General features: G+C 67.3%; 26 protein-coding genes and 3 pseudogenes. 16 read left to right on the forward strand and 13 right to left on the reverse strand.

What is annotated here, in order from left to right:
- Positions 1-424: 424 nt before the first annotated feature.
- Positions 425-1,177 (reverse strand): IclR family transcriptional regulator domain-containing protein, encoded by a 753-nt coding sequence (locus VGP60_RS15175; protein WP_327548635.1) that lies wholly within the window; start codon positions 1,175-1,177, stop codon positions 425-427.
- 139 nt (positions 1,178-1,316) lie between these two features.
- Here VGP60_RS15175 and VGP60_RS15180 point away from each other — a divergent pair, with 139 nt between their 5' ends.
- Genes VGP60_RS15180 through VGP60_RS15205 form a run of 6 tightly spaced genes read left to right on the forward strand, consistent with a single transcriptional unit; the run spans position 1,317 to position 7,140 of the window.
- On the forward strand, positions 1,317-2,648 hold the full coding sequence (locus VGP60_RS15180; protein WP_327548636.1) for an aromatic ring-hydroxylating dioxygenase subunit alpha: 1,332 nt from the start codon (positions 1,317-1,319) through the stop codon (positions 2,646-2,648).
- Positions 2,648-3,112 (forward strand): aromatic-ring-hydroxylating dioxygenase subunit beta, encoded by a 465-nt coding sequence (locus VGP60_RS15185; RefSeq protein WP_327548637.1) that lies wholly within the window; start codon positions 2,648-2,650, stop codon positions 3,110-3,112. Before VGP60_RS15180 ends, VGP60_RS15185 begins: the two co-directional genes overlap by 1 nt.
- Positions 3,109-4,071, forward strand: coding sequence for a 4-hydroxythreonine-4-phosphate dehydrogenase PdxA (locus VGP60_RS15190; RefSeq protein ID WP_327548638.1), 963 nt, complete (start codon positions 3,109-3,111; stop codon positions 4,069-4,071). Before VGP60_RS15185 ends, VGP60_RS15190 begins: the two co-directional genes overlap by 4 nt.
- Entirely contained in the window at positions 4,068-5,066 is a 999-nt protein-coding gene (locus tag VGP60_RS15195; protein WP_327548639.1) for a 2Fe-2S iron-sulfur cluster-binding protein, read from the forward strand. Before VGP60_RS15190 ends, VGP60_RS15195 begins: the two co-directional genes overlap by 4 nt.
- A gap of 41 nt (positions 5,067-5,107) precedes the next feature.
- Positions 5,108-5,788 (forward strand): alpha/beta hydrolase, encoded by a 681-nt coding sequence (locus VGP60_RS15200; RefSeq protein ID WP_327548640.1) that lies wholly within the window; start codon positions 5,108-5,110, stop codon positions 5,786-5,788.
- Positions 5,785-7,140 (forward strand): MFS transporter, encoded by a 1,356-nt coding sequence (locus VGP60_RS15205; RefSeq protein ID WP_327548641.1) that lies wholly within the window; start codon positions 5,785-5,787, stop codon positions 7,138-7,140. The genes VGP60_RS15200 and VGP60_RS15205 overlap by 4 nt, the downstream gene beginning before the upstream one ends.
- 84 nt (positions 7,141-7,224) lie before the next feature.
- Here VGP60_RS15205 and VGP60_RS15210 read toward each other — a convergent pair whose 3' ends face one another.
- From VGP60_RS15210 to VGP60_RS15235, 6 genes and pseudogenes are all read right to left on the reverse strand, one after another.
- Positions 7,225-7,464 (reverse strand): hypothetical protein, encoded by a 240-nt coding sequence (locus tag VGP60_RS15210; RefSeq protein ID WP_327548642.1) that lies wholly within the window; start codon positions 7,462-7,464, stop codon positions 7,225-7,227.
- A gap of 646 nt (positions 7,465-8,110) precedes the next feature.
- The gene (locus VGP60_RS15215) at positions 8,111-8,482 is read right to left on the reverse strand and encodes a hypothetical protein (protein ID WP_327548643.1); all 372 of its coding nucleotides are present in this window, start codon (positions 8,480-8,482) and stop codon (positions 8,111-8,113) included.
- A 164-nt stretch (positions 8,483-8,646) separates the two neighbouring features.
- Positions 8,647-8,859: pseudogene (locus VGP60_RS15220) on the reverse strand (IS3 family transposase); the annotation flags it as partial.
- A gap of 210 nt (positions 8,860-9,069) precedes the next feature.
- Positions 9,070-9,621 carry a hypothetical protein gene (locus tag VGP60_RS15225; RefSeq protein ID WP_327548644.1) on the reverse strand — a complete coding sequence of 184 codons (552 nt, stop codon included), beginning with the start codon at positions 9,619-9,621 and terminating at the stop codon, positions 9,070-9,072.
- Between the two features lie 60 nt (positions 9,622-9,681).
- A complete protein-coding gene (locus VGP60_RS15230) occupies positions 9,682-10,164 on the reverse strand; it encodes a nuclear transport factor 2 family protein (RefSeq protein ID WP_327548645.1) in 483 nt (160 codons plus the stop codon).
- 67 nt (positions 10,165-10,231) lie between these two features.
- Positions 10,232-11,512 (reverse strand): cytochrome P450, encoded by a 1,281-nt coding sequence (locus VGP60_RS15235; RefSeq protein WP_327548646.1) that lies wholly within the window; start codon positions 11,510-11,512, stop codon positions 10,232-10,234.
- 563 nt (positions 11,513-12,075) lie between these two features.
- On the opposite strand from VGP60_RS15235, the gene VGP60_RS15240 reads away from it, so the two are divergent.
- The 3 genes from VGP60_RS15240 to VGP60_RS15250 are packed head-to-tail and all read left to right on the forward strand — an operon-like array spanning position 12,076 to position 14,848.
- Entirely contained in the window at positions 12,076-13,470 is a 1,395-nt protein-coding gene (locus VGP60_RS15240; RefSeq protein WP_327548647.1) for an MFS transporter, read from the forward strand.
- Between the two features lie 54 nt (positions 13,471-13,524).
- Positions 13,525-14,289: an SDR family oxidoreductase gene (locus VGP60_RS15245; RefSeq protein ID WP_327548648.1), complete on the forward strand. Its 765-nt coding sequence runs from the start codon at positions 13,525-13,527 to the stop codon at positions 14,287-14,289.
- A 58-nt stretch (positions 14,290-14,347) separates the two neighbouring features.
- On the forward strand, positions 14,348-14,848 hold the full coding sequence (locus VGP60_RS15250; RefSeq protein WP_327548649.1) for a nuclear transport factor 2 family protein: 501 nt from the start codon (positions 14,348-14,350) through the stop codon (positions 14,846-14,848).
- Between the two features lie 317 nt (positions 14,849-15,165).
- Here VGP60_RS15250 and VGP60_RS15255 read toward each other — a convergent pair whose 3' ends face one another.
- Complete coding sequence (locus VGP60_RS15255) at positions 15,166-15,606, reverse strand: transposase family protein (protein WP_414640351.1); 441 nt, start codon at positions 15,604-15,606, stop codon at positions 15,166-15,168.
- Between the two features lie 734 nt (positions 15,607-16,340).
- Here VGP60_RS15255 and VGP60_RS15260 point away from each other — a divergent pair.
- The 6 genes and pseudogenes from VGP60_RS15260 to VGP60_RS41735 all read left to right on the forward strand — a co-directional run bounded on the left by VGP60_RS15260 (position 16,341) and on the right by VGP60_RS41735 (position 20,443).
- Positions 16,341-17,174: a mycofactocin-coupled SDR family oxidoreductase gene (locus tag VGP60_RS15260; protein WP_327548650.1), complete on the forward strand. Its 834-nt coding sequence runs from the start codon at positions 16,341-16,343 to the stop codon at positions 17,172-17,174.
- 76 nt (positions 17,175-17,250) lie between these two features.
- Positions 17,251-17,730 carry a nuclear transport factor 2 family protein gene (locus tag VGP60_RS15265; RefSeq protein WP_327548651.1) on the forward strand — a complete coding sequence of 160 codons (480 nt, stop codon included), beginning with the start codon at positions 17,251-17,253 and terminating at the stop codon, positions 17,728-17,730.
- Positions 17,731-17,946: 216 nt separating this feature from the next.
- Positions 17,947-18,185: pseudogene (locus tag VGP60_RS41725) on the forward strand (transposase); the annotation flags it as partial.
- Positions 18,186-18,377: 192 nt separating this feature from the next.
- Positions 18,378-18,914 (forward strand): VOC family protein, encoded by a 537-nt coding sequence (locus VGP60_RS15270; RefSeq protein WP_327548652.1) that lies wholly within the window; start codon positions 18,378-18,380, stop codon positions 18,912-18,914.
- Positions 18,915-19,061: 147 nt separating this feature from the next.
- Positions 19,062-19,937, forward strand: a complete 876-nt coding sequence (locus VGP60_RS41730) for a WD40 repeat domain-containing protein (protein WP_414640352.1) — start codon at positions 19,062-19,064, stop codon at positions 19,935-19,937.
- A 188-nt stretch (positions 19,938-20,125) separates the two neighbouring features.
- Complete coding sequence (locus VGP60_RS41735) at positions 20,126-20,443, forward strand: hypothetical protein (protein ID WP_414640353.1); 318 nt, start codon at positions 20,126-20,128, stop codon at positions 20,441-20,443.
- Positions 20,444-21,101: 658 nt separating this feature from the next.
- On the opposite strand, the gene VGP60_RS15275 is transcribed toward VGP60_RS41735, so the two are convergent.
- Together VGP60_RS15275 and VGP60_RS15280 are read right to left on the reverse strand one after the other, a co-directional pair.
- Positions 21,102-21,629: a DUF5956 family protein gene (locus tag VGP60_RS15275; RefSeq protein WP_327548658.1), complete on the reverse strand. Its 528-nt coding sequence runs from the start codon at positions 21,627-21,629 to the stop codon at positions 21,102-21,104.
- A 141-nt stretch (positions 21,630-21,770) separates the two neighbouring features.
- Positions 21,771-22,274 (reverse strand): hypothetical protein, encoded by a 504-nt coding sequence (locus VGP60_RS15280; RefSeq protein WP_327548653.1) that lies wholly within the window; start codon positions 22,272-22,274, stop codon positions 21,771-21,773.
- Positions 22,275-23,140: 866 nt separating this feature from the next.
- Between VGP60_RS15280 and VGP60_RS15285 the strand changes: the two genes are divergently transcribed.
- Entirely contained in the window at positions 23,141-23,326 is a 186-nt protein-coding gene (locus VGP60_RS15285) for an RNA polymerase sigma factor (protein WP_327548654.1), read from the forward strand.
- Positions 23,327-23,348: 22 nt separating this feature from the next.
- On the opposite strand, the gene VGP60_RS15290 is transcribed toward VGP60_RS15285, so the two are convergent.
- The 3 genes and pseudogenes from VGP60_RS15290 to VGP60_RS15300 all read right to left on the reverse strand — a co-directional run.
- Positions 23,349-23,750, reverse strand: coding sequence for a RidA family protein (locus VGP60_RS15290; protein WP_327548655.1), 402 nt, complete (start codon positions 23,748-23,750; stop codon positions 23,349-23,351).
- A gap of 19 nt (positions 23,751-23,769) precedes the next feature.
- Entirely contained in the window at positions 23,770-24,168 is a 399-nt protein-coding gene (locus VGP60_RS15295; RefSeq protein ID WP_327548656.1) for a RidA family protein, read from the reverse strand.
- Positions 24,149-24,386: pseudogene (locus tag VGP60_RS15300) on the reverse strand (hypothetical protein); the annotation flags it as partial. The gene VGP60_RS15295 and the pseudogene VGP60_RS15300, both read right to left, overlap by 20 nt.

Consider the following 24,386-nt stretch of genomic DNA (forward strand, 5'->3'; position numbering starts at 1 on the left):
GACGGCCAGGTTGAGGGTGAAGGCACTCCGCAGCAGGAGAGTGCTCGGCAGCCGCGGAGAACAAGGAGTTGGGTCTCGTTGTCCACAAAGGCGCACAGCACCGTGAACACGTCGAACAGCGCGGTGGAGGAAATGACCAGTCGCCGATGCCCAAACCTGGTCGCCATCGGCTCCTGATCGGAGAGACCATAAGAGTCAGAAGGGTTACAGTCAAGACTTGTAACGTATCGCCGATCTTTCAAGAGGCGCACGACATTGACCGGCCTGCCTCATCGCGTCGGCTGCGACCGCAACGCAGCCGGGACAAGGTGGCCTCGGTGGCCGGGTTCAAGGTCGGGTCGGCTGCGGTGTATGAGGAAAGCGATTCTTCGAACGGCGTCGTCGGTGGCGAACGCTGAACCGAGATCGTCGAGCCACCGCAGCATCAGAGTTTGCGGCCGAGCTGTTCCGCTTGCTCACGCAACACCGGGAGGAACTCCTCCCGCAGCTGATCCATCGAGATCCGTTCGGCCGTGGCGCTCACCGACATCGCCGCGACGGTGTGCCCACGCGAGTCCACTACCGGCACGGCCAGCGAGCGCAGCCCGAACTCCAGCTCTTCGTCGGTCAGCGCGGCCCGCTCCTCGCGCGCCAGGTCCACGCGTCGCCGGATCTCCTCGGGTGTGACGGGAGTTTTCGGGGTTCTGGCCCGGGGTTCGCAGCGTTCGAGATAGGCCGTGAGCTCCTCCGAGGACAGTGCGGCCAGCAGCACGTGCCCGGTGGCCGAGGCATACGCGGGCACGCTCGCCCCGATCCGCACGCCGGTGTTGACGATCCGCTTCACCTCGCTGCGCGCGATGAACAGCGACTCGTCGTTCTGCAGCACCGCCACCGAAGCCGACTCGTGCACCTGCTCGCGCACCGCCGCCAGGTGGGGATTCGCCAGCATGGGCAGCGCCGTCGACTCCACGTACGCGTCGCCGAGCCGTAGCAGGCGCGGGGTGGGCAGGAAGTGCTTCCCGTCGTGGGTGAGGTATCCGAGGTCGACGAGCGTGAGCAGGCAGCGGCGGGCCACGGCGCGGTTGAGGCCGGTGAGCCGGGCCGCGTCGCTGATAGTGAGTTTCGGCGTCGTCTCGCCGAACACCTCCAGGATCGCCAATCCCTTGGCCAAGCCGGCCATTCCCTCGGCTGCGGGCACGGTTCTCCTCCGGTGTGGGTCTTGACGGCAGGCCCTCGGCTGCCTTAAATGTGTTCGGTAAGTGAAACTGTGTTCGTTATTCGAACATTATCAGAGGCGTCGAGTCGTGTCGAGCGGCGCCGGGCGAGGAGGAAACACGATGGATCGCCTCACGGGGACGACCGCGGGCCGCGCACCCGACCGCAGTTGGCCGCGGTCGCTGACCCGGGTGCCGTACTGGGTCTTTCAGGACGAGGCGGTGTACCGCGCCGAACAGGACCGGATCTTCCACGGCCCGTACTGGAGCTACCTGTGCCTCGAGGCCGAACTGGCCGAACCGGGCGACTTCTGCGCGACCTTCATCGGCGAGCAGCCCGTGCTCGTGACCCGCGACGTCGACGGCGAGGTCTACGCGTTCGAGAACCGCTGCGCCCACCGCGGCGCGCTGATCGCGATGGCCGACCACGGCCACTCCCGCGACTTCACCTGCGTCTATCACGCCTGGACCTACAACCTGCAAGGCGACCTCACCGCGGTCGCCTTCTCCGACGGCGTCGGCGGCAAGGGCGGGATGCCGCCGGGGTTCTGCCTGGCCGACCACGGCCCGCGCAAGCTGCGCATCGCGGTGGTCCACGGGCTCGTGTTCGGCACGCTGTCCAACGACCTGCCCGACATCGAGGAGTACCTGGGCGAGGAGATCCTCGACCGCATCGACCGCGTGCTCGGCGGGCGCAAACCCGTGGTGCTGGGCCGGTTCGCGCAGCGGCTGCCGAACAACTGGAAGCTGTACGCGGAGAACGTCCGCGACTCCTACCACGCCAGCATCCTGCACCTGTTCTTCACCACGTTCGGCATCAACCGGCTCTCGCAGCGGGGCGCGATCCTCGTGGACTCCTCGGGTGGGCACCACGTGAGCTACTCCGAAATCGACCGCTCTGCCGCCGAGAGCACCGAGTACCGCGACCAGAAGATCCGCTCCGAGAGCGAGTACCAGCTCGCGGACCCGTCGCTGCTCGCCGGGTTCAGTGAAGTCGGCGACGACGTCACGCTGCAGATCCTGTCCGTGTTCCCCGGGTTCGTGCTCCAGCAGATCCAGAACTCCGTGGCGGTGCGCCAAATCCTCCCGCGCGGCACGGACGACACCCTGCTCAACTGGACCTACCTCGGGTTCGAATCCGACACCGACGAGCAACGGCTGGTCCGGATGAAACAGTCCAACCTGGTCGGTCCCGCGGGGTACGTGTCCATGGAGGACGGTGGTATCGGCGGCTTCGTGCAGCGCGGCATCGCCGGCGCCTCCGACGAGTACGCGACGCTGCAGATGGGCGGCGACACCGCGGAGTCGAGCGAGAGCCGCGTGACCGAGGCGTCCGTGCGCGGGTTCTGGAAGGCCTACCGCGAGGCGATGGGCTTCGTCCCGGACGACGACGCGCCCCTGCCGGACCCCGGCACGCACGAGCGCGCCCGGATCACCCGCGAGGTGGGTGCCTGATGGACAACCAGGTGGCCATCGCCCGCGCCCAGGCCCGCTACGCGCGGTGCATCGACGACGGTCCGCTCGAGAACTGGCCCGGCTTCTTCACCGAAGACTGCCACTACCGCGTGACGACGGCCGACAACTACCGCCGCGGCTTGCCGGCCGGTCTGATCTGGGCCGACACCCGCGGCATGCTGCAGGACCGCGTGTCGGCTCTGCGCGAGGCCAACATCTACGAACCGCACGTGTACCGGCACATGCTCGGCCAGCCCGCGATCCTCGAGGAATCCGGCGGCGACGTGGAGAGTGAGACGCCGTTCTTCGTGCTGCGCGTGACCGGCGGGGGCCCGGCCGACCTGTTCGCCAGCGGTCGTTATGTCGATCGCTACCGCGTCGACGGCGCCGACGCCCTGCTGCGCGAACGTGTCGTGGTCTGCGACAGCAAGGAGATCGACACACTCCTGGCGCTGCCGCTGTGAGCCGCGTGCTGCTGGCCATCGGCGATCCGAACGGGATCGGGCCGGAGATCGCGGTCGACGCCGCCGCCCGGGTGGCGGATCCACCGGTGCTGGTCGGCGACCGGCACGTGCTCGCGGACCTCGCCGCCGCCCGGGGATTCCGGCTGCGCGAGCACACGCCGGGCACCCCGGCCGAGGACGGCGTGCTCGACCTCGTCGACGCACGCCAGCTGCCGCCGGACGAATTCCGCCCGGGGGTGCTCAGCGCGGAAGCGGGGGCGGCGACCGTCCGCTACGTCAGTACCGCCGTCACGCTCGCCCAAGGCGGCGGGTACCGCGGGGTGGTCGCCTGCCCGCACTCGGAGACGGCCGTGCGCGCCGCGGGCATCCCCTTCCGCGGCTACCCACCGCTGATCGCGCAGCTCACCGGCGTGCCCGAGGACCGCGTGTTCCTCCTGCTCTCCGGCGGCGGCCTGCACATCGTGCACACCACCCTGCACGAACGCCTCGCCGACGCGCTGCAACGGCTCACGCCCGAACTCGTCACGGCCGCGGGACAAGCACTGCACGAAACCCTGCGGACGTTCGGCACCGAAGCACCGCGCATCGGCATCTTCGGCATCAACCCGCACGCGGGGGAGGGCGGACTGTTCGGCAGCGACGACGAACGCGTCACCGCTCCGGCCGCAGCATCCCTTGTCGCGCAAGGGATCGACGCGGTGGGGCCGACCGGCGCCGACGTGCTGCTCACCACCCCCGGCCACGACGGGTTCGTCGCGATGTACCACGACCAGGGCCACGTGCCGGTGAAGCTGCTCGCCGGCCGCACCGCCACCGCGCTGACCGTGGGCGCCGGCGTGCCGTTCTGCAGCGTCGGCCACGGCACGGCGTTCGACATCGCCGGCCGCGGCGTCGCCGACCCCACGGCCGTGGTCCGCGCGCTGGGCCTGTTCGGACGAACGAAGGAGACCACCGCATGATCACCGTGGCGGACACGGACATCGAGATCCCGTGCGAGGCCGGGCAGACCGTGCTCGAGGCCGCCGAAAACGCGGGCTGGGCCATCCCGTACTCATGCCGCAAGGGCGTGTGCACGTCGTGCGTCGGCTCGCTGGTCGCGGGCTCGGTGGTGGTGCGCGGCCGCGGTGAGCTGACCGGGCCGGCCGACGGCGTGCTGCTGTGCCGCGCGGAACCGCGCGGCCCGGTGGTCGTGCGCCCGCGCCGGATCGACCGTGGCGAACCGCCGCAGCGCAAGAAGCTCACGACGGTGGTGCACCGCATTCGCCGCCCTGCGCCCCGGGTCACGGTGCTGGACCTCCGGTTCCCGATCGGCAGGCGGGCGCCGTTCCGCGCCGGCCAGTTCCTCGACGTGCTGCTGCCCGGCGACGAAACCCGGCCGTACTCACTGGCCAATGCGCCGCAGCACAACGACGCGGCGCAGCTGCACGTGCGCACCGAACCGGGCGGCCGGTTCTCGGAAGAGACGGTGGGCGCACTGCGGCCGGGCGACACGCTCGACGTCGAAACCCCGTTCGGCGAGTTCGTGCTCGACGACGGCGACGGTCCCGTGCTGCTGCTCGCCACGGGCACCGGGTTCGCGCCGATCAAGTCGATCGTGCTCGACCGGATCGCCCGCCGCAGCACCCGGCCGCTGCACCTGTACTGGGGCGCGCGCAGCGAGGAGGACCTCTACCTGGACGACCTGCCGCGGCGGTGGGCGGCCCGGTACGGCTGGTTCCGCTACACCCCGGTGCTGTCCCGCCCGGGCAAAGGCTGGACCGGCGCCACCGGCCATGTCCAGCACGCCGCCCTCGCCGACCACTCCGACCTGCACGCTCATCGCACCTACGCCTGTGGCAGCGAAGCGATGACCACCGACGCGCACTCCCTGCTCACTACGCGCGCCGGCCTGCCGTCCGAGAACTTCCTGGCGGACTCGTTCGTGCCCGCCGCCGATCCCCGCATTCCCGCCTGACCGCGCATCCCTCGATCCCACCGCGATTCAAAGGAGAATCAATGGACTACGTGCTCGTACACGGCGCCTGGTACGCCGGGTGGAGCTGGCAGCAGGTCGCCGACGCGCTGCGCGCACAAGGCCACGACGTACACGTCGTGGCGCAGCTGCCCAGCGGGGGAGCAGACCCGGCCGCGCTCGGCGACCTGCCCGCGGACGTCGCGCACGTGCGGGACGTCATCGACGGCCTCGGTCGAGACGTCGTGCTGGCCGGCCACTCTTACGGCGGCATGGTCGTCGCCGAGCTGGCCGGGCACCCGCGCGTGCGCCACAGCGTGTTCGTCGCCGCGTTCCGGCCGCGGCGGGGGCAGACCCTGCTCGAGATCCGGTCGCCGCACCCCATCGAATGGCTCGTGCCGCACGAAGACGGCACGCTTCGCGTCGTCGACGACGCAGCGCTGGCTCGTGACGTGCTCGCCGCCGACTTCGACGAGACGGCGTTCGCCGAGGTGCACAGCCGGCGGAGCGCGCAGGCGGTGGTCAGCTTCACCCAGCCCGGGTCCGAGCCCGAGCGCACGCACCCGGTCACGTACTTGGTCTGCGAGCGCGACAAGGCGATCTTCCCCGTCGACCAGGAGCGGATGGCCACCGGCGCCGACCACGTCGTGCGGCTTGACGCGCCGCACCTGGCCCCGCTGACTCACCCGCGTGAGGTCTCCGGCCTGCTGGCGGGTGTGGAATGACCGCAGGCGTGAACCTGACCGGATTCGTCGACGACCGGCGGGTCGGCGCGTTCCAGTACGGCACGGTCGTGCTGTGCGGGCTCGTGATGTTCTTCGACGGATTCGACACGCAGGCCATCAACTACCTCGCCCCGCACATCGCGAAGGAGTGGGGACTGAAGGCCACGGTGCTCGGGCCGATCTTCTCCTCGGCCCTGGTCGGCCTGATGATCGGTTACCTCCTGCTGTCACCGTTCTCGGACCGCTTCGGCCACCGACGGCTGATCATCGCGGGAACGGCGTTGTTCGCGCTCGCCAGCCTCGCGTCCGTGTGGGTCGGCGGAGTCACGGAGCTCGTGGTGCTGCGGCTCGTCACCGGCATCGGCCTCGGCGCGGCGGCGCCCAGCGCGGTCGCGCTCACCGCCGAGTACAGCCCGAAACGCGTGCGGGCGAGCTTCGTGCTCGCGATCTACTGTGGATTCTCGCTCGGGTTCGTCGTCGCCGGGGTCGTGTCGGGCTGGCTCGTGCCGACGGCCGGCTGGCGGTCGGTGTTCCTCGTGGGTGCGCTGGCGCCGCTGGTGATCATCCCGCTGATGCTCAAGTTCCTGCCGGAGTCCCTGGTGTTCCTGGTGGGCCGCGGCGCGGACGCCGGACGCGCGTACCGGCTCTGCCGCCGCATCGACCCGGCGCTGCCCGAGGCGACGCAACCGGTGACAGTGGACAAAGCCGAAGCCGGTGGCCGCGTGAAGCTGCGCGCCCTGCTCGCGAACGGCGGTGTGCTGAGCACCGTGCTGCTGTGGGTCGTGTTCGCCGTCAACCTCGGCGAGTTCTACGCGCTCCAGAGCTGGCTGCCCACGATGCTGACCGACCTCGGCTTCGAGAACGGCACGGTGGTGACGGCCACCAGCCTCACGACCGTGGGCGGCATCGCGGTCGCGTTCGTGGTGGGGCCGGCGATGGACCGGCTGGGCGCGTTCGGTTCGCTGGGCGTGCTGTTCGTGGTCGGCGCGGTGTTCCTCGCCGTCACCGGACCCGCGTTCCACGCGCCGGTGTGGGTCCTGCTGGTGTCGCTGTTCCTCGTCGGCTGCGGTGTGAGCGGCGGCCAGAAGGCCCTGATCGCGCTGGCCGCCGTGGTCTACCCGGTGAACGTCCGCTCGACCGGCGTCGGCTGGGCCCTGGGCATCGGCCGCCTCGGCGGCATCCTCGGGCCGCTGGTCGTCGGCGCCGCCGTCGGCGCGTCGTGGTCGCCGGCCGCGGTGTTCCTGGCCCTGTCCGGGCCGATGCTGGTGTGCGCGGTGCTGATCCTGTACCTCGGCAGACGGGCCCGGCGGACGGCCGACGTCGTCGCGCGCGAGCAGGTAGCCGCGGCCTGACCACCGGGCCAGCCGGTGTTGCCGGTGATCGTCCACCGACGGCGAAAAGTCGTCCACCGGTGGTGATTGCCAAGGCGGTCGCGCTCAAGCCTCGCCCGCGCCGCCGTGGGTCGTCCGGTAGTGCTCCAGCATCCCGAGCCCGCCGGCGGTCTCCAGCAGCAGCGCGACCAGCGGGTCGGCGGGCGGCACCGGCTCGGCGTTGAGCGACGCGACGATCTTGTCGACCGCCGCGTCCGGCATCCCGAAGCCACCGGCCCGGCGATGAGCTCCGGATACCGTGCCCGGGTCGCCAGCGTCAGTGTCGATGTTCGAAGTCGACTGCACGGATGACCGAAGTCCTTTGCACACGCGGTGATCCGGCAGGTAGCTGGCGCAAATTGCGAGGTGCTTCCTGACGGTCGATTGCCTTGGTGGGCTGCCGGGATTGGCCAGTTCAGTGGGCGGCGGTCATGAGTCGGGCGGCCTCGGTATCGAGGTTGCCCTCCAGTCGTTGCCGGTCGAACTCGACGGCGTAGGCCAGCATTGTCACGGCGAAGAACCCTGCGGCCATCGCCCCTTCGCGCGGCTCGTCAGGGTTGGCGAACGATTCCTTGCACGTGATCCCGGCCTGGCCCGGTTCGTGGGCGAGGGCGGCGATGTAGGGCTCGTGAGCACGGTGGTAGGTCAGGCCCGCGTCGGCGAGGGTCGCCTCGGCCCAGTCGATGCGCTGCCCGGCGTCGTTTGCGGTCGAGTTCGACGGTCACCGGCGCCGAGGTCGGTTTGACCGGCTAGTCCACCCTGGGGGCGCGGCGCCATCCGTGCGCGGCCGCGAGCTCGTCGACCCGCTCCTGGACCCGGGGGCCAGGTAGGCGTTGACCTGGGTGCGCACCCGGTCTGCGGCGGGCGTCCCGGCGCCGGTGAGGACGGCGCGGAGTGCGGCGGATACAGGGAGCGGCGCTGGCCCGAAGTCGCTCCGGGCCAGCGTGCCCGCTCAGCGGCAACGCGAACCGCCGTCGACCGAGGTCCAGGTCGGGTACGGCGCGACCTTCGCGATGTTCAGCTTCACGCACTTGCCCTTGCTTTTGGCTACTTTCGCGGTCACGACGACGATCGCGAACCCTGCGGCACAGGCTCCGTTGCCCGGGGTGGGGATCGCGCTGCAGAGCCCCGCCGCAGCCAGGCCATCCTTGGCGATCGTGGCGGTTTCGTTTTTGCTGAAGACGTAACTGCAACTGACGACCCCGCAATCGAAATTCCCGGTCACCCCGGTCTCGGCGGCGTTCGCCGGGGTCGCCGTTGCGAGCGCCGCGGCGCCGATGGCGAGTGCGGAGACGAGCCCGATCTTCCTGACCTTGTTCGGCATATCGACCGTCCTTTGTGGTCTTGTTCGTGGACGGCTCCGACGCTAGGGGTGGACGCTAATTGATCGCTAAGTGATCACTAAGGATCTTCGCGGCGGTTCCTTAGGTGTAGGTCAGTCATCGCTGGTCCGCCCCGAGCTTCCTGGACAGTCGCTAAGAGTGATTTCTATGCCGCGAGCTGCGTGTCCAGATAGGCTTGATAGGTCTCCGCTGGAGTCTTGTAGGCAAGTCCGGAGCGGAGACGCTGTCGATTGTAGAACACTTCGATGTACTCGACCACGGCTCGTCGTGCGTGGCGCCGGGTCGGAAATACGGTTCGATAGACAAGTTCATTTTTGAGCACTGCGAAGAACGACTCGGCCATGGAAATATCCCAGCAGACCGGGTGCTCCGGGCCGACCCCGGCTACCCCCGGATGTCGTAAACGCCCTGCACTCCACGGATGACGCGGTCTACGCTTTCCGTCGAGAGCACGGCGGGCTCCCGAAGGCGGCCCAGCGCTGAATCTGCTCGGGTCCAGCGACAAGACTGAGGCCGCCGCCCCGGGAAGGGGCAGCGGCCTCGGTTTTCGTGCGTGGTCCGGCGCGGGTCATCGCTCCTGGGTGGCCTGCGTCTCGGCGTCAAGGACTTCGTTCGTGCGGGCCTTGCGCTTGCGAATGTCGAAGCTCACCCGGACCGTGGTCTCCATCGCGATAGCGACGCGGGTGGGGGAGTCCTCGACCCGGACCCAGCTGTCGAGCTCCTCTCCCTCGGCGAGGCCGATCCGCCTGCCCATTTGCGGCAGCAGCCAGCGGACGGTCTCGCGGTCGTCGTGCACAGTGGCCAGGCCCTTCCAGCTCACCGTGCACCCCCACCCGAACAACGTGCCGACACCGCTGATGGTGGCCGCCACGCGGTTGTCGCGGAGGATCGCCTTGACTCGCTTGCGTTCGCTGAGGGCGAGCATCCAGAGCCTGCCGTCGTCGCCGCGCACGTAGGACATGATCGCCGACATGGGCGAGCCGTCCTTCGTCAGCCAGGTGAAGGTCAGCTCGTCCTGCTCGGCGACGAGCTTCGCCTCGTCTTCGAGGTCCAGCGCGTACGGCGTCAGGTCGACGTAGATCTGCTCGCCGACGTGTGTGTCGGCGGTGTGTTCTGACATGGGAACTCTCCTTGTGCCCGTGCCGGGGACGGGCGGTGCGGGGACGGTGGGAAAGGTGGGTCAGACCTTCCCGGCCTCGTCGGCGAGGATCGGGCGGCCGCCGATCCACTCGCCCTCGTTCCAGGTCGGCTTCCAGATCCGCTCCTTGATGAACCAGGAGCCATCGATCTTCAGGTAGGCGTCGTCGTACCAGCCGAGCCGGTGCACGCCGACGGGGTGGTCGTCAGCCGGGCGGACCTGGTAGAGGTCGCAGTAGACGCGGCCGATCGCCGCGCTGCCGTCGATGTCGAAGTAGTAGTTGCCGTTCTGGTGCAGCGTGCGCAGCGGGGCGTGGATCCGCCGGGAGTCCTCGGCGATCTCGTCCGCGGAGTGGTAGGTGAGGATGTCACCTGAGACGCCCAGGTCCGAGAAGTCGTAGACCATGAGGCAGTCCGGCGCGAAGACCGTCTTGACGAGTTCGTAGTCCTTCGTGTCGAGCCCGCGCGAGTAGCGGGTGACCAGGTCGAGCAGTGCGATCCAGTCCTCGCTCGGTGTCGTACCCATCGGTGGAACCTCTCTCTCGTAACTGTCGTCGTCCACGGCTGTCGAGTGGGGAAGCGTGGGCGCCCGGTCAGGGCGCGATCCGGGCCTCGGTCAGTTCCGGCAGGCCCGGGTAGATGCCGCCGGAGTAGCGAGGGCAGAGTCGGATGGGGAGGGAGTCCCAGCCGTTGAACCGGGCGATGTCGCCGTAGGCGGGCCGGATGCGGTCCTCGAGCACCTCGTAGTCCGGGCTCACGCGCAGAAGCTCTTCGAGGAAGCACTCCGCGGCGGTCTTTGCCAGGATCGCGCCGATGCAGCGGTGCGGGCCGACCCCGAAGGCGACGTGCCGGTTCGGCGTGCGCCCCAGGTCCACAGTGTCAGGTTCGGCGAAGGTGCTCTCGTCGAAGTTGGCCGAGGCCCAGGACAACAACAGCCGCTCGCCCGGGACGAAGTCCCGGCCAGCGTACGAACACGGTGCAACGACGTTGCGGGCCGAGGTGAGCGCAGGCGAACAATAGCGCAGGACCTCGTCCACGGCCGCGCCGAGCAGCGCGGGATCGGCGGCCAGCCGGGCCCGCTCCTCCGGGTGCCGGTACAGGTGCAGCACCGTGCTGGTGATCGTGGAGACCGTTGTCTCGTCACCGCCGGCGACCAGCATGACCGCCAACTCGTTGACGATCTCCAGCGGCAGCAGGTCGCCGTTCACCTCCGCCGTGGCCAGGTCCGCGATGATCCCTGTGCCGCCGTGCTCGCGCTGGTGGATGACCTCGGCGCGGAGGCTGTCGGCGAGGAACCCGAAGAACCGAGCACGTTCGATCGCCCGGCGTTCGCCAGGTAGCAGCCCGTCGTCGGCGGGGAAGTCCGAGGCGGGCGCGTGGCCAGACTCCTCCCGATAGCCGAGCCAGCGGTCGAGTGGCAGACCGACGAGATCGAACAGGAGCATGCGCTGGAACGGCCCGGCCAGGTCGCCGACCATGTCGACCTCTGCGCCTGCGGAGTACCGCCCGAGCGACCAGCGGGCGATCTCCTGCACTCGCGCGCGGCCGCGCTCGATCGCCGCCCGGGTGAACCACTTGTTCATCAGGCGCCGGTACAGGGTGGAGACCGGCGGATCCATCTCCAGGTTTCCCAGGCGCACCGGTCGCGGCGGTATGGTGGTGCCGAGGCCGACATCCTGGCCGCGGTCGTCGAACGAGCGCTCGGAGGAGAGCGCGCGATAGTCCGCGGCCGCGGCGACGACGTCGGCGTATCGGGTCAGGACGTGGAACCCGCCGTAGTTCTCGGAGTGGATGACCGGGCAGCCCGACCCGCGCGCGGCGGCGTAGATGGACTTCCAGCCGTCGGCGTACTCGCGACTGTGGTGGTCGAACATCGAACCAGGCCTTCCCTTCGGCGTCGCTCCACCGCACCAACCACGGCACTCTGCTCTCCGGAGTGATGTCTGACCGGGACCACGGTGCTGCGCCCGCCCCGGCAGTCACCCCGAAGGACGCCTCCCGTGTGGCTCAGAGTAATCTAACAGTGCATGGTTTGAGTGGCAATAGGCCGCTCCCGGGTGGCTCGGGCCTGAGTGGGCGCCCAACGCCGCCCGGGGTGTCCGGCATTGGGGAGCGTCGTGGTCCCTGACCGGTCCGCCGGACGGTTCGCCCACGGGCAGGTGCGGACCGCACTTCCTCCCCGTGGGGATCATGCCGCTCGCACATGCGCTTCAGAGGCGTCTTGCGCACCTCACCAAACGTTGTTAGGTTCGTCGCCCACGCGGGCCGGCACGATCCGCCTCATCGCCGACATGGTGCAACGCATGGTCATCGCCCCTGCCCGATAGGCGGTCGAGCCCGTGCACGGATCTCTCGCGACGATCATTGAGCAAAGGAGCTTACTGATGCTGGTTTCGGTGGACCGCGCGCCACGGCGCCGTGACGAGGCGAGGTCGAGATGGACGACATGACCCTCCCGGACAGCTCGAACGGGTCAGAGACCCCCGAGCGCAAGCGCGAACGGCGGAAGGCGACGCGGGCGGCGACCATCGGGTCCGTCCTCGAGTACTACGACTTCGCCCTGTTCGGCGCCGCCGCCGCGACCGTGTTCCCGCACGTCTTCTTCCCGAACTCGTCGCCGGTCCTGGCGAGCTTCCAGTCCATCGCGGTCTTCTCGCTGGGCTTCATCATCCGGCCGGTCGCGGGGTGGGTGCTGGGCAGCCTGGGTGACCGGTTCGGCCGCAGCCGCATCCTGCTCGCCACTCTGATGATCATGGGGTGCGGGACCGTCCTCATCGGCCTGCTGCCGAGCTTCGGTTCGATCGGCGTCGCGGCGCCGATCCTGCTGATGGTCCTGCGCCTGTTCCAGGGGGTCGGTGCGGCCGGCGAGTTCAACGGTGCCGTCGTCGTCGCCATGGAGTTCGCGCCCAAGAGCCGGCGTGGCCTGTTCGGTGCCTTCCCCGCAGTGGGTCCGCCCTTGGGTTCCGCGATCGGCGCGCTGGTGATGCTGGCGGCCTCCGCCGTCGTGACCGGGGAGCAGTTCCTGTCGTGGGGCTGGCGTATCCCGTTCCTGCTCGGCGGTCTTCTCGCGCTCTATGCGTTCTACCTGCGCCGCCAGCTCCCGGAGACACCCGAGTTCAGCAAGACGAACGGCAAGGGCCAGACCTCCCGGAGCCCGCTGCGGGACGCGCTGCGCAGCCGCCCCCGCGTGCTGGTCACGATGCTGCTGAGCTTCTTCGCCCTCGGTGGGCATTCCTACGTCTACGCGACCTTCGGCACCTCGTTCGCGGGCCGCACCGTGCAGCTGGGGAGCTCGGCGTTGTTCATCGGCATCATCGTCGGCTACGTGGCCCAGGCCGCGTTCGTCCCCATCTTCGGCTGGCTCTCGGACATTGTCGGGCGCCGGGCGGTCGTCGGGGGTGGTTTCCTCCTGCTGATCGTGATGGTCTTCCCCTACTTCGCCCTGATCCGGCCCAACTGGCCGCTCGGCCTCTGGATCGGCATCTTCGCGACCAACGGCATTGGGCTGGCCGCGGTGTTCGCGCCGATCACCACGTACCTGGCAGAGATGCTGCCGCCCACCTACCGCTTCAGCGGCATCGCCCTGGGCCGGGAATCGGGTGTCGCCCTCGGTTCGGCGATCATCCCGCCACTCGCGGTCCTGCTGACCGCTGACGGCTCGACGACCGCGCTCAGCATTCTCCTCATCGGACTCTCGGTGCTCGGTATCGGTGGCATGCTGGCCATCCCGCGAATCCTCAGGCGGGAGGCCGGTGACGACGCCGAGGCAATCCCGGCCCAGGTCTCCGCCGCCGGGACCCCCGTGACGAGTCTGGTCGCCGACCGGACGTGAGTCGATACGCGCCCCGCGATCCTCGAGGCCGCGGGGCTGCGGAGGGAGCAGGACATGGACAAACCCGTGCTGGTGGACCGGACGGTCATCGTGACGGGGGCGGGGAGCGGCATCGGCCGGGCGGTCGCGGTCGGAGCCACGCGGGCTGGTGCCGGGGTCGCGCTCGTCGGCCGTCGTGAGAGCGCGCTGCGGGCGACGGCGGAGGACTGCGAGGCGGTGGGCGGCAAGGTACTGGTCGTCGTCGCCGACCTTGCCGAGCGCGCGGCCGCCGGCCGGGTCGTGGCCGAGACCGTGGATCGCTTCGGCGGGTTGTACGGGTTGGTCAACAATGCCGCGGTGGCCACCCTCGGCGGCATCGAGGACGTCGACGACGATGCCGTCGAGGCGATGTTCGCGGTGAACGCCATCGCTCCGATCCGCCTGCTGCGGGCGGCGCTGCCCGAGCTGCGGCGCGCCGAGGGCGCGGTGGTCAACATCGGGTCGGCCAGCGGTCGCAACTCCTCGCCGCGAGCCATCGCCTACGGGGCGACCAAGGCCGCACTGCTGCACCAGACCCGGTCGGCGGCGAAGCTCCTCGCCGCCGACCGGGTCCGGGTCAACGCCGTCTCGCCGGGCGTGGTGGTCACGCCGATCTGGGGCGGCGTGGGCCTGGCACCGGACGTCGTCGAGGAGCGCCTGGACTCCCTCCGCGCGGCCACGCCCGTCGGGCGGCTGGCCGAGCCGGAGGAGATCGCACGCTGGGTGCTCGCGTTGCTGGACTCGCGCAGCGGGTTCGTGACCGGGACCATCCTCGACGTCGACGGGGGCCTCAGCGCGTGAAGGCCCCAAGCCATACCGCAGGGAATGACGTGTCGCACGAGACGAAGGAGTCTGCCGGGTGAATGACATCGATGCCGGGACGGTCGAGCGCCTTCTGGACCGCGCCAAGATCGACGACTGCATCCAGCGCTACGCCAACGGGATCGACCGGGCCGACAAGGAGATGATTGCCTCGGTCATCTGGCCGGACGCTCACATCAAGATCGGTGACCTGGACGGCACCGGCGCGGATTTCGTCGACTGGGTTTGGGAGGCCCTGCACACGATGATGCTCACGCAGCACTTCCTCGGCCGCTCGCTGATCCGGCTCAACGGCGCCAGGGCCAAGGCCGAGACCTACACGCGCAACTGGCACACCCTGCGCGATGAGGGCGGTCAGGTCTACGACTTCCTGCACGGCGGCCGCTATCTGGACACGTTCGAGAAACGCGGGAACGAGTGGCGGCTGCTCGACCGGTATGTCATGTGGGACTTCGCCTTCCGCAACGACACGCCGACAGATGTGAGCCGCGGCGCGATGGGCCAGGGCGATTTGATGTGGGAGCGCCCGCCACCCTGACGACAAGCTCTACACCGTCCTGGGTGGCCTGGATCCGCAACTCGAGTTCTGATCGGCACGCTTGAGGTTTCCGCCAGGCCCTGGCCGACGTTGCCCCGGAATGGAGTGGTGAAGAGGTGGCCGTGGGGCTGGAGGAACCGGCGGAGTCGCAGTGACTGGTCACGGCACCGAACGGCGCTCTGGTCGGATCCCTGACTCGGTGCTGGTGCTGAGGCGGCGGGCGACGTCTCGCGCGTGGGGTATGCCGCGGCCACGGCACAGTTCTTGAAGTTGATGACTGCTTGACGGTCTGCACGACGACCACATGCAGGCAGCGCTCAGCAATGAATCCATAGCCATGGCCGCTCGAAACTAGGACTTACGGCCGGGATGCATCTTTGATTCCGGCCGCGGTTGTGTAGAAGTGTAGGGAATGACGGTTGGGATGGTTTCCGAGAAGGTGTCACTGGGTCGTCGGTCGTCGGTAGTCGGTGTGCATGATTCTCCAGGTTTCGAAGTTTGGCAATGACGTAGCGAATCTTGTTGATTTGGGTGTTGAATTCTTTCTCCCAATTCAGACGCTCGCGATGCTGTGGCTTCTTGATCGGGGTGAGTATGCGATTTCCCACGTATCCCTTGTTGTCCATCCAGTTGTCGGGATTCAGTGCCAGAAGTACCCCGGACTCCTTCAGGCGGTGCGTGTCCTGCCTGCTTCCCTCAATGGGGTCGGAGATCCACGCGAGTCTCCCGTCGAGCGCGCATGCCACCTGCACGTTCATACCGGTCGCCTTGTGCTTGCCCGAGCACAGGCCTGGGCGATCAGCCCATGATCAGCACGGCAGCAGGGTGCCGTCCTGGGCTCCTCGTCAGATGATGTGGACACGCGCACAAGGATCTCTGATCCCGCCCTCTCCCGACCTGGCCCCCCACATCATCCTGCGCGAGACGGATGTTGGGCACCTGGCCCGGCAGCGTGTGGAACTGGCGCACGATCTCGTTGCGGGTCTGCTCCGAGGTCCCTGCCTTCAACTTGAACAGTGAACAGTGCCGGATCATCGGTACCCCTCTCCTTGCGCCACGACACCGTGGCGCTCGAGTGAGCCGCCGGAGCCATCCGGCGGTGAGCCGACTGTACCTCTTATCCAAGCAGTGTATGGTAACGTGCCTTACATCCAATGCCGGATGGGAGCCACACGATGACCGACGAGTCGGCGTGGAGCAAGTACCTGCTCTGCAATTCATGGCCGCGAACCATCGGAACGACGCACTTGCCCTAGGTCGTATTTGCGCGGAGTGGCCGACGACGACTGGCGCGCGCTCCGGATGCGGACTCCGAACGGCCCGTTCTGCGAGCCAGCGCAGACCTCCATTGCGCTGTTCAGGACCGCGGTACTCCTCGCAGTCGCGTGCCGAGGGACCGCCGTGCCCATTGCGGCGATGGCGGTCGGACGTGGATCCCGGCGACACGGCCAGACAATTTAGATAAGAAATGCAGCCTGAAAGAGAAGGTGCAATGAATCGAGTCGAAGGTCAGGTGGCGCTCGTCACCGGCGCTGCACGCGGCCAAGGACGCAGCCATGCCGTCCGGCTCGCCGAGGAAGGTGCGGACATCATCGCGATCGACATCGCTGACGCCGTCCCCCACCTTCCCTACCGGACCGCCACGAAAGAGGACCTCGAGGAGACGGCACGGCAGGTCGAGGCGCTCGACCGCCGGATCGTCACCGCTACCGTGGACGTTCGTTCGGCCTCTGCACTGGAGGCGGCGGTCGACTCGGCGGTCGCGGAGCTGGGTAGGCTGGACATCGTGGCGGCCAACGCCGGCATCGGCATGTGGCCTTTCCCTTCGTGGAAGCTCCCCGAGGAGCAGTGGGACCAGATGGTCGACGTGAACCTCAAAGGGGTGTGGCTGACCTGTAAGGCCGCGGTTCCGCACATCATCGCCGGGCGCCGAGGCGGATCGATTGTCCTGACGAGCTCGGTCGGCTCGCTTAAGGTCATCCCGAACGCGGCGGCCTACTCGGCGGCCAAGCACGGCGTCGTCGGGTTGATGCGCACGCTTGCCGTGGAGCTCGCGGGCGAACGCATTAGGGTGAACACCGTACACCCCACGCAGGTGCCCACACCCATGATTATGAATGATGCCATGTTCCGCTTGTTCTGTCCGGGCAAGGAGAACCCGACCGCAGATGACTTCGCTGCGGTCTCCCGCACGACGAACGCGCTTCCCGTCTCCTGGATCGAACCCATCGACGTCAGCAACGCCGTCCTGTTCCTGGCCTCCGATGAAGCGCGGTACATCACCGGTGTGGCCCTTCCGGTCGACGCCGGCAGCGCCCTCGTCTGACGCCGTGGTCCGCAAGGCGAACGGCGCGGCTTTCACAACAACCCGTTCTTGTCGTCAACCGAGAGGGTGTCTCGTGATGAGCGAGGAAACGCGTTCACTGCTCGAGCGGATTCAGCATGTCGAGGACGTCCTCGCCATCAACGACTTGCGGGCGAGGTACTGCCACCTCGTCGACGAGCGTCGCTACGAGGAGGTGCTGGCACTGTTCACCTTCGACGCGGAGGTGCACATGGCCGGCTCGGCAGTCGGGACGGAGGAACTCAGCCGTTACTGGACGAAGGGCGCCTTCCTCGCACTTGGAATCTCTAATATGTGGCACTTCTCGCACAATCAGACCCTCGAGATCGACAATGACCAGGCACGGGGTGAGGCGCTTATCGAATGCTATGCCATTGTGAACGACGAACCTGTCGTCATTGCCGCGAAATGCCTGGAGGAGTTCCGGCGCGTCGACGGCAGATGGCTCATCGCGAAGAAGTCAACTGCGAACACGACGTACTATCAGGGCCCTTACAGTGAGGGGCCTACGCCGAATAGCCTGCTCTGGCTGGCTTGACCCGCTCCCTCCTGTCGGTTTCGGCTCCGGCAGTACTCGCCGATCCTCTTTGGTACGGGATGACTCCATACGGCTGCTGAACGTCGATGTGCAATAGCTTTTTGCTCTTCTCATGGCGCTTGCTGCACAGCCTGACCAAACTCGACAAGTTGCTGCGCCCGAACTGGCGAGCCCTCCCACTTTCCGGACAGTGGACCTAATAAGGTCCAGTCTGGAATGGAGGATGGTCAATGCCGGAACGGCGTCGGAAGTCCCGAGTTTCGGGATGAAGCGGTCAAGATGGTGGTCGCGGGGAATCGTCCAGTCGCGCAGGTCGCTCGGGAGCTGGGAATCAACCCGGGCACGCTCGGCAACTGGGTTCCACAGTATCGTAAGGTGCACCGGTCGAAGAGGAACTGTTGTCGGTTTCCGAGCGCGCCCGGCTGCGGGAACTCGAGCCGGAAAACCAGCGCCTTCATCGTGCCGCTCTGCGTCCGGACCGATGGTGCCTGGGTCTCCTGTTCTGCCGTCTTCCGTGTGTCAGCTGCGCATGGTCACACGCTGTCCGAATAGGCCGCCTCGACTCCCCATCTGGTGAGCGTGCAGCGTTGACGAATGTTTCCCATCATTGTTAGATTCTTGTGCTAGATAGCGAGCCAGGAGGACCAATGCCGGACCCCGATTTCCTGCCGGCCGTGGCGGCCGTCCGCGGCATGCGGCTTTACCACACAGGGATCGTCGTAGAGAACCTCGACGAGGCAATGTTGACCTGGCAGGCCGCGATGGGTCTGGACTGGGCGCCGCCGCGAACCACCGCGTCGAAGGTCATCGGTCCCGACGGCGTGCTGCCCAACAACGTCCGGTACACGTACTCGCTGCAGGGACCGCACTTCCTGGAGCTCATCGAGCTGGTGGACCCAGCTCCCTACATGCCCCTCTCGGAAGGCGGGCGGGTCCACCACCTTGGGTACTACGTGGACGACCTGCGGCGGGCCTCCGCCGAGCTCGAGGAGCAGGGGTTCCGGCGCGAGCTCGCCGGGATCGGAAGCGACGGTGGAATCGACCGCCTCGCCTTCCACTACAACCCCGCCTCGCCGGGGATGTGGATCGAGCTCCTCTCGCCGGAGGTCGTGTCGGGGACAGCCGAGTGGATCGCGGCCGCCGCGGCAGAACGTGGCGTCCCTTTCGTGCCACCCCTGCTCTGAGGGAGCGAGGACGGCCGGAGCGTCCGGTCGTCGAATGGGTTGGCGCCGCTGCGCGCACTCGTCCCGTCTGGAACGGTCGCGTTTAGCCCCGACGGCCGCCGCTGTGCCGTCACCGGAAGTACTTTCCGCCTTTGGCCGCCGGGCCGGATGATCGGACACGCCAAGATTTTCGATGTCGCCACGGGCCGGGAAGTCCTCCGGATCCGCCACTCCCAGTCGGTGCACACACTGGCGTTCAGCCCCGATGGCACCCGACTCGCCACTGCCGGCGACGACAAGTTCCTCGAGCTCGGGGACATGGTCAGGTCGCCCGCTTCCAGCGCCCTGGAGGCGTCATCGGTCTCCGGAGTGGTGTGGATGATGTCGCCCTTGGTCCCCGTGAGCCGGAACCCCTCTTTGCCGAAGTCGTTGAGGATCCACGTGTTGGGCAGTGGCCGGAACGGGCCGCCCGCCCTTGCCCGTTCGATCTCCATGTTCACCTGCGTGGTCTTGCTCCGGTCGTCGGCCAGTTCGTGGAGCGCGAGCACTCTCGTCGTCCCGAACATGATCTGGGCTCGGGTGAGCTTGATCTTCAGCTTCGTCACCGAGATCCACTTGCCGTCGCGCTGGAACAGGATGTCGGTTCCGGTGTCCTTGACCGGAGTGCCGTTCGCGAGCTGCGAGAACTTCCATGAGTCACCCACAACCGCGCCGCCCTCGCCGAGAGTGAAGGTCCCGGCCGTTGTTGGGTTGAAGGTGTGCCCGCGGTTCTCCTCGTCCTTCTTTGACTCCGGCGGACCGCCACGGGCGGGCACGGTCTTCGTCAGCTTCTCCTTCACGAAGACCCTCAGTTCACCCATCGGTTGCACGAGGCCACTCTCGACCACCGTTGACGCGTCGGGAACGAACTCCAGCTTCAGATCGGTGGCCAGTGGCCCGATGAGCGGGGACAGCTCAGCCTCCAGCGCGGGCTGTTTTGGGAAAGGGGCCTCGTTGACCCGTTTGAGCAGGCTCGCGAGCTCACTCTTGCTCATGCGCTTGTAAAGCCCGGTTCGCGCGCCTTTCGACAGGGTGAGCAGCGCCGTCCAGCATTCGGCGTAGGTGATCCGACCAGCCGTCGCGTTGCGGAGGGCGTCCATGCCCGTGACCTCTCCGGCCGAAGCGTCCTTCCTTACCGCCACGGCCATCGCCAGATCGAGCCGCGGCTTGTCGTACCGGGTTCCGTCGGCTGGGTGGGCAACCAGCTTGGCGCGGGCCGCACCGAGCTGCCGCAAGATGGCGACAATCCCCTCCGGGTTGTGCCCGTTGAGCAGCCACCAGGGGCCGCCTTCCCGGTTCCAGTCCTCGCCGTTCATCTGCGCGGCGACCCCGTCGGCGTTGTCCTTCGCCCACCCGCGCTGCACGACGAAGCTGGTCACGCTGTTGCCCGCCGTCCGCTGCAGGTTCAGCAAGTGCTCGACTCGCGGAGCACCTGGGCGAGTCACCGGAGTTGGTGGCACGGCGGTCGGGCGGTGGTCACGGCGGCGATCGCGCATCGGCTCTTCCCCTGACGTCGGTCTGCCTGAATTGTCGCCGGGAAGCACGGATCGTCACAGGAGCGCGCGGGTGCGCGAGCGGACCGTTTCGGTTGCCCTTTTGTGCTGCGAGCAGGAATTCGTAGTCCCTCCGGTGTGCCGCTGAAGATCTCGTGCTGTGCACGAAGTGCTGCGACCGGTGCGGTGAAGTCCACTGCACCGAAGTACTCGGCCAGAGCCCGCGCGTAGCGCTCAGACTGCAGCAGGAGTGGAATGTGTTCACCGGTCCAGCTGAACATGCCGGTGATGTCGTGATCACGGTGGCGAGGATTGCGTGTCCCCGTGGTGACTTGATTTTGTAGGCGGCGACCGCTGCCACGGCGAAGACGCCGTTAGGGACGGGGCTGCCAGGGCAACGTTTCGAGCTCGGCGAGACGTCGACAACCGTGTGCGGCGAAGTCGGGAATTCCCTTGGCGTGGGAATGCGCCAGGACCCCGGAGGTGACCCACAACCGTTGGCGGGGTCGAGTATCAGGTGTTCGTTCGCGCGGAGCAGTACTGTCGCGGGCGGTATGCCCCAGTGCGCAATCCTGTGCGGATGATTGCTGCGGCAGCGCTGCGAGAATTCGCCGTCTGGATGAGATCATCGGGCGGTGCCGCTGTAGGCGCAATTGGCTTGGTGTAGTGCACTTTCTCATTGTCGATAGAGCGTGGTCACGATGTCTGTTAGCAGGCGTGCGATGTCGCGGGGGTGAGTGGCGGCGTTGTCCGGGGCAGCGCTGCGCAGAGCCGCGTTGATGTGGGCATAGGCGTCATCGAGGGTGCCGTGGCCCTCAGGGAGGCTTTGGTACCAACGGTGACCACGAGGCGGGTTCGGAATGTCCGCGGCGGTGAGGTAGTCCTCGATGCCTTCGTCGATCACTTCTTGGTCAGTGGAGGTCCGCGGCACTCTGTAGGACGCGGTGCCCGTGGCTGTGACGGCGGTGATGGTGACGGACTGCGGTTCCCGATCAGGCATGCGTACCAGACGCCCGGAACCAGCGAGCCAGGCGATAAGCATCCCGAAGCCTGTCTCGGGTACCTGGTCGTAGACTGTGCCGTCGATCTCCAGACGAGCCGAGTCCGGCCCTCCAGCCCGCCCGGGAAGCGCAGTCGTCTGAGTGTCCTCGGAAAGCAAAGGCACCTGCTGCCACTGCTCGGGCGGTGACGCTGCTTGGCTCATTTCTTTCACGCCTCCACGCTCTACAACTTCGCACCGGTATCTGCTCCCAGCGCAGGTACTGGCCGGCCCCCGCATCCGATGCGAAGGACCGGCCATCTGTCCAGGAAGGTACCTGTTAGATCATGGTCAGCGCAGCTTGGATCACGGGTAGTAGCAGTTGTCGTTGCCGTAGCAGTTGAAGTACGCGCCTTCGAGCGTGCCCAACGGGTAGGCCGGGTCGCCACTGGGAGTGAACCCGCCATTGACCGCGCCGTAGTACTCGTTGGAATTGGCGAGCCTATTGCCAAAGAGAGTGGAACTGTTCCAACGACCGCTGACAAAGGGCGCGCCCGCTCCGTGGACGACGCAACTGTTGTCAGGAAGGAGGTTGATCTCTTCCCAGCAATTCACCTGCACATTAAAGAATTGCAGACTGGGACCAGTGTCGCGGATCAACGACACCTTCCACTGAGCCTGACGGCCGTTGAGATTGGTGCGCAGCACCACATCGAAAGTGCCAATCACGCCGTTGGAGTTGCCGTAGGTGGCATTGCCTTTGGTCTCACCGATGTAGTTGCTGACGGTTCTGTGACAGATACTGCCGTTCTCGCACCATGTGTCGTAGTCATCGAATATTCCCATCGGTCCCTCGGTGCGCGCTGGCACAGCCGGGTTAACCGCGGTGAACGGCTCACCAGGTGCTTTGCCTGCCGCGTCGGTTCCGACCGTGAGTCCTGTCGGGGTGCATACCCATGTCTCGGCACCCGATGTGATCGCGGCGTCAATGCACGGTGCCAGCGCTGTTGCAGTCGAATCGGCCGACGTGGCCTGTCGTGTTACCGGTTCCGCGATGGCTGCGGCAGTCCCCCCAGCGCGAACAAACTCGTGAGCACGGCAACCTTCATTGAAAAAGATTTCATGAAAAAAAGTCCTTCCCCTCGTAACCAGGAGTTGCTACATCTCCCCATCCTGGACGTGCAATAACTCTGCTGAGTTCGCACGTTCTGGCGACATCACCATTTAGGTTAACTTCTTACTATTCGCTCATACTGAGAGTGATCAACCCGCGTTGTTGACAGATGGTGAATTCGGGTGGGGTGAGCGTCGATGGCACCGATCAGGCATGCCTACCTCACGATTCTGCTGGGCCTGCAAGGCCCCGGCCGCCTGGTAGGCAGGCCGGCCGGTCCTTTCTTATTGGGTCGACGCAGATGGGCTCCCACTGATCACCGACTCGGCCGACACGATCGAGTAAAGGTTGGCGATCAGCAAAGGCGCTCGTTGAGCGTGGCGAACATCGTGTCGATGTCGTCGTCAGGCCGGCCGTCGATGTACCCGCTCGTATCAACGTGAAGATACTTCCGGTCGCCGCCGCGTTCCTGGTGATGCCGACGGAGATCTGACCTACATGGGCGTCCGCGTCCAATCGCCAATACCGCCGACCGCATCGAGGCTGTGACGCCTGGTCGTTCGATGGAAGTGACCAGCTCGGTGTCCAGGAGTCGCAGGTCATCGACCGGGAGGTGCGGACGATGCTGTGGCACTGCGTCGGGCAACTGCCTCCGGCCCAGCGGGACTGCCTGCACCTGCGGTTCCGGCTCGACCTGTCGGTGGCGGATACCCCCGAGGCGATGGGGCGCCCGGTCGTGGCCATCCGGCAGCTGCAGTACCGGGCGTCGCGCAACCTCGGTGTCAACTGGGCTCTTTCCCACGCGTGACAACTCTGTGAGAGGCAGGCTGTCACAGGACCGCGACGACCTCGACCTCGATCAGCAGATCAGGGGCGACCAGGGCACTGACCCGCACGATGGTGCTCGCCGGTGGTGACCCCGAGAACCACTGGATCCGCAGGTCGCTGAGTCGTTCGAACCAGGTCAGATCGGTGACGTACACCGTCACCTTGACGATGTCGTCGAACACCGCGCCGTTCGCCCGCAGGATCGTGTCGATGTTCGTGAACACCTGCTCGGCCTGCCGCACCGGGTCGCCTTTCCCGACGACCTGGCCATCCGCGTCCCACGCCACCTGCCCGGAGACGAACAACAGGTCGCCCGCGCGTACCCGCACGGCGTTGGAGTAGTACGGCCGCAACGCGGGGGGCGCCCCCGGTGGGTCGCTGAGCTGCTTACGCACCGGGTTCACGGCGTCTCCTGCCCGCCGGTCACGAGGGGATGCCGGCGATCGCTTCGACCTCGACCAGGAGGCCTTCGATCGCCAGCGCGCCGACCCCGATCAACGTGCTGGCGGGCAAGGCCGATCCGAAGTATTCCTTGCGGACCTCGTTGACCGCCCGGCGATCAGCGACATTGGTGAGGAACACCGTCACCTTCAGCACATGAGCGAAGTCCGTGCCCGCGGCCTTCAGCGCGGCACCGAGGTAGTCGTGCACGGTCCGGGCCTGCGCCGTCACGTCGCCGGGCGCGACGACCCGGCCGTCCGCGCCGATCGCGGCGCATCCGGAGACGAAAAGCAGGTCGCCCCATCGGACGGCGTCGGTGTAGTGACTCAGGGGAGCGGGCAAGCCGTCGACCTGAAGTTCCTCACGGCGCGGTGAACTCATCGGGATCCTCTCGTTTGATCAAGGCGGTGCTGGGACGCTTCTCCAGTCGTGCGACCAACCCGGACAGCGCGGAGACGCTGGAGAAGTCGAGATAATCGTCCACATAGGGCAGTGCCAGACGTAGTCCCTGCACCTGGGGCCGGAAATCCGTGCTCGCCGCGTGCGGATCGCACCAGACGACCCGGCCGACCTGACCACGGAGCCGGCGCATGCCGTCC

The organism is Amycolatopsis sp. (assembly GCF_036008905.1).
Taxonomy (GTDB): domain Bacteria; phylum Actinomycetota; class Actinomycetes; order Mycobacteriales; family Pseudonocardiaceae; genus Amycolatopsis.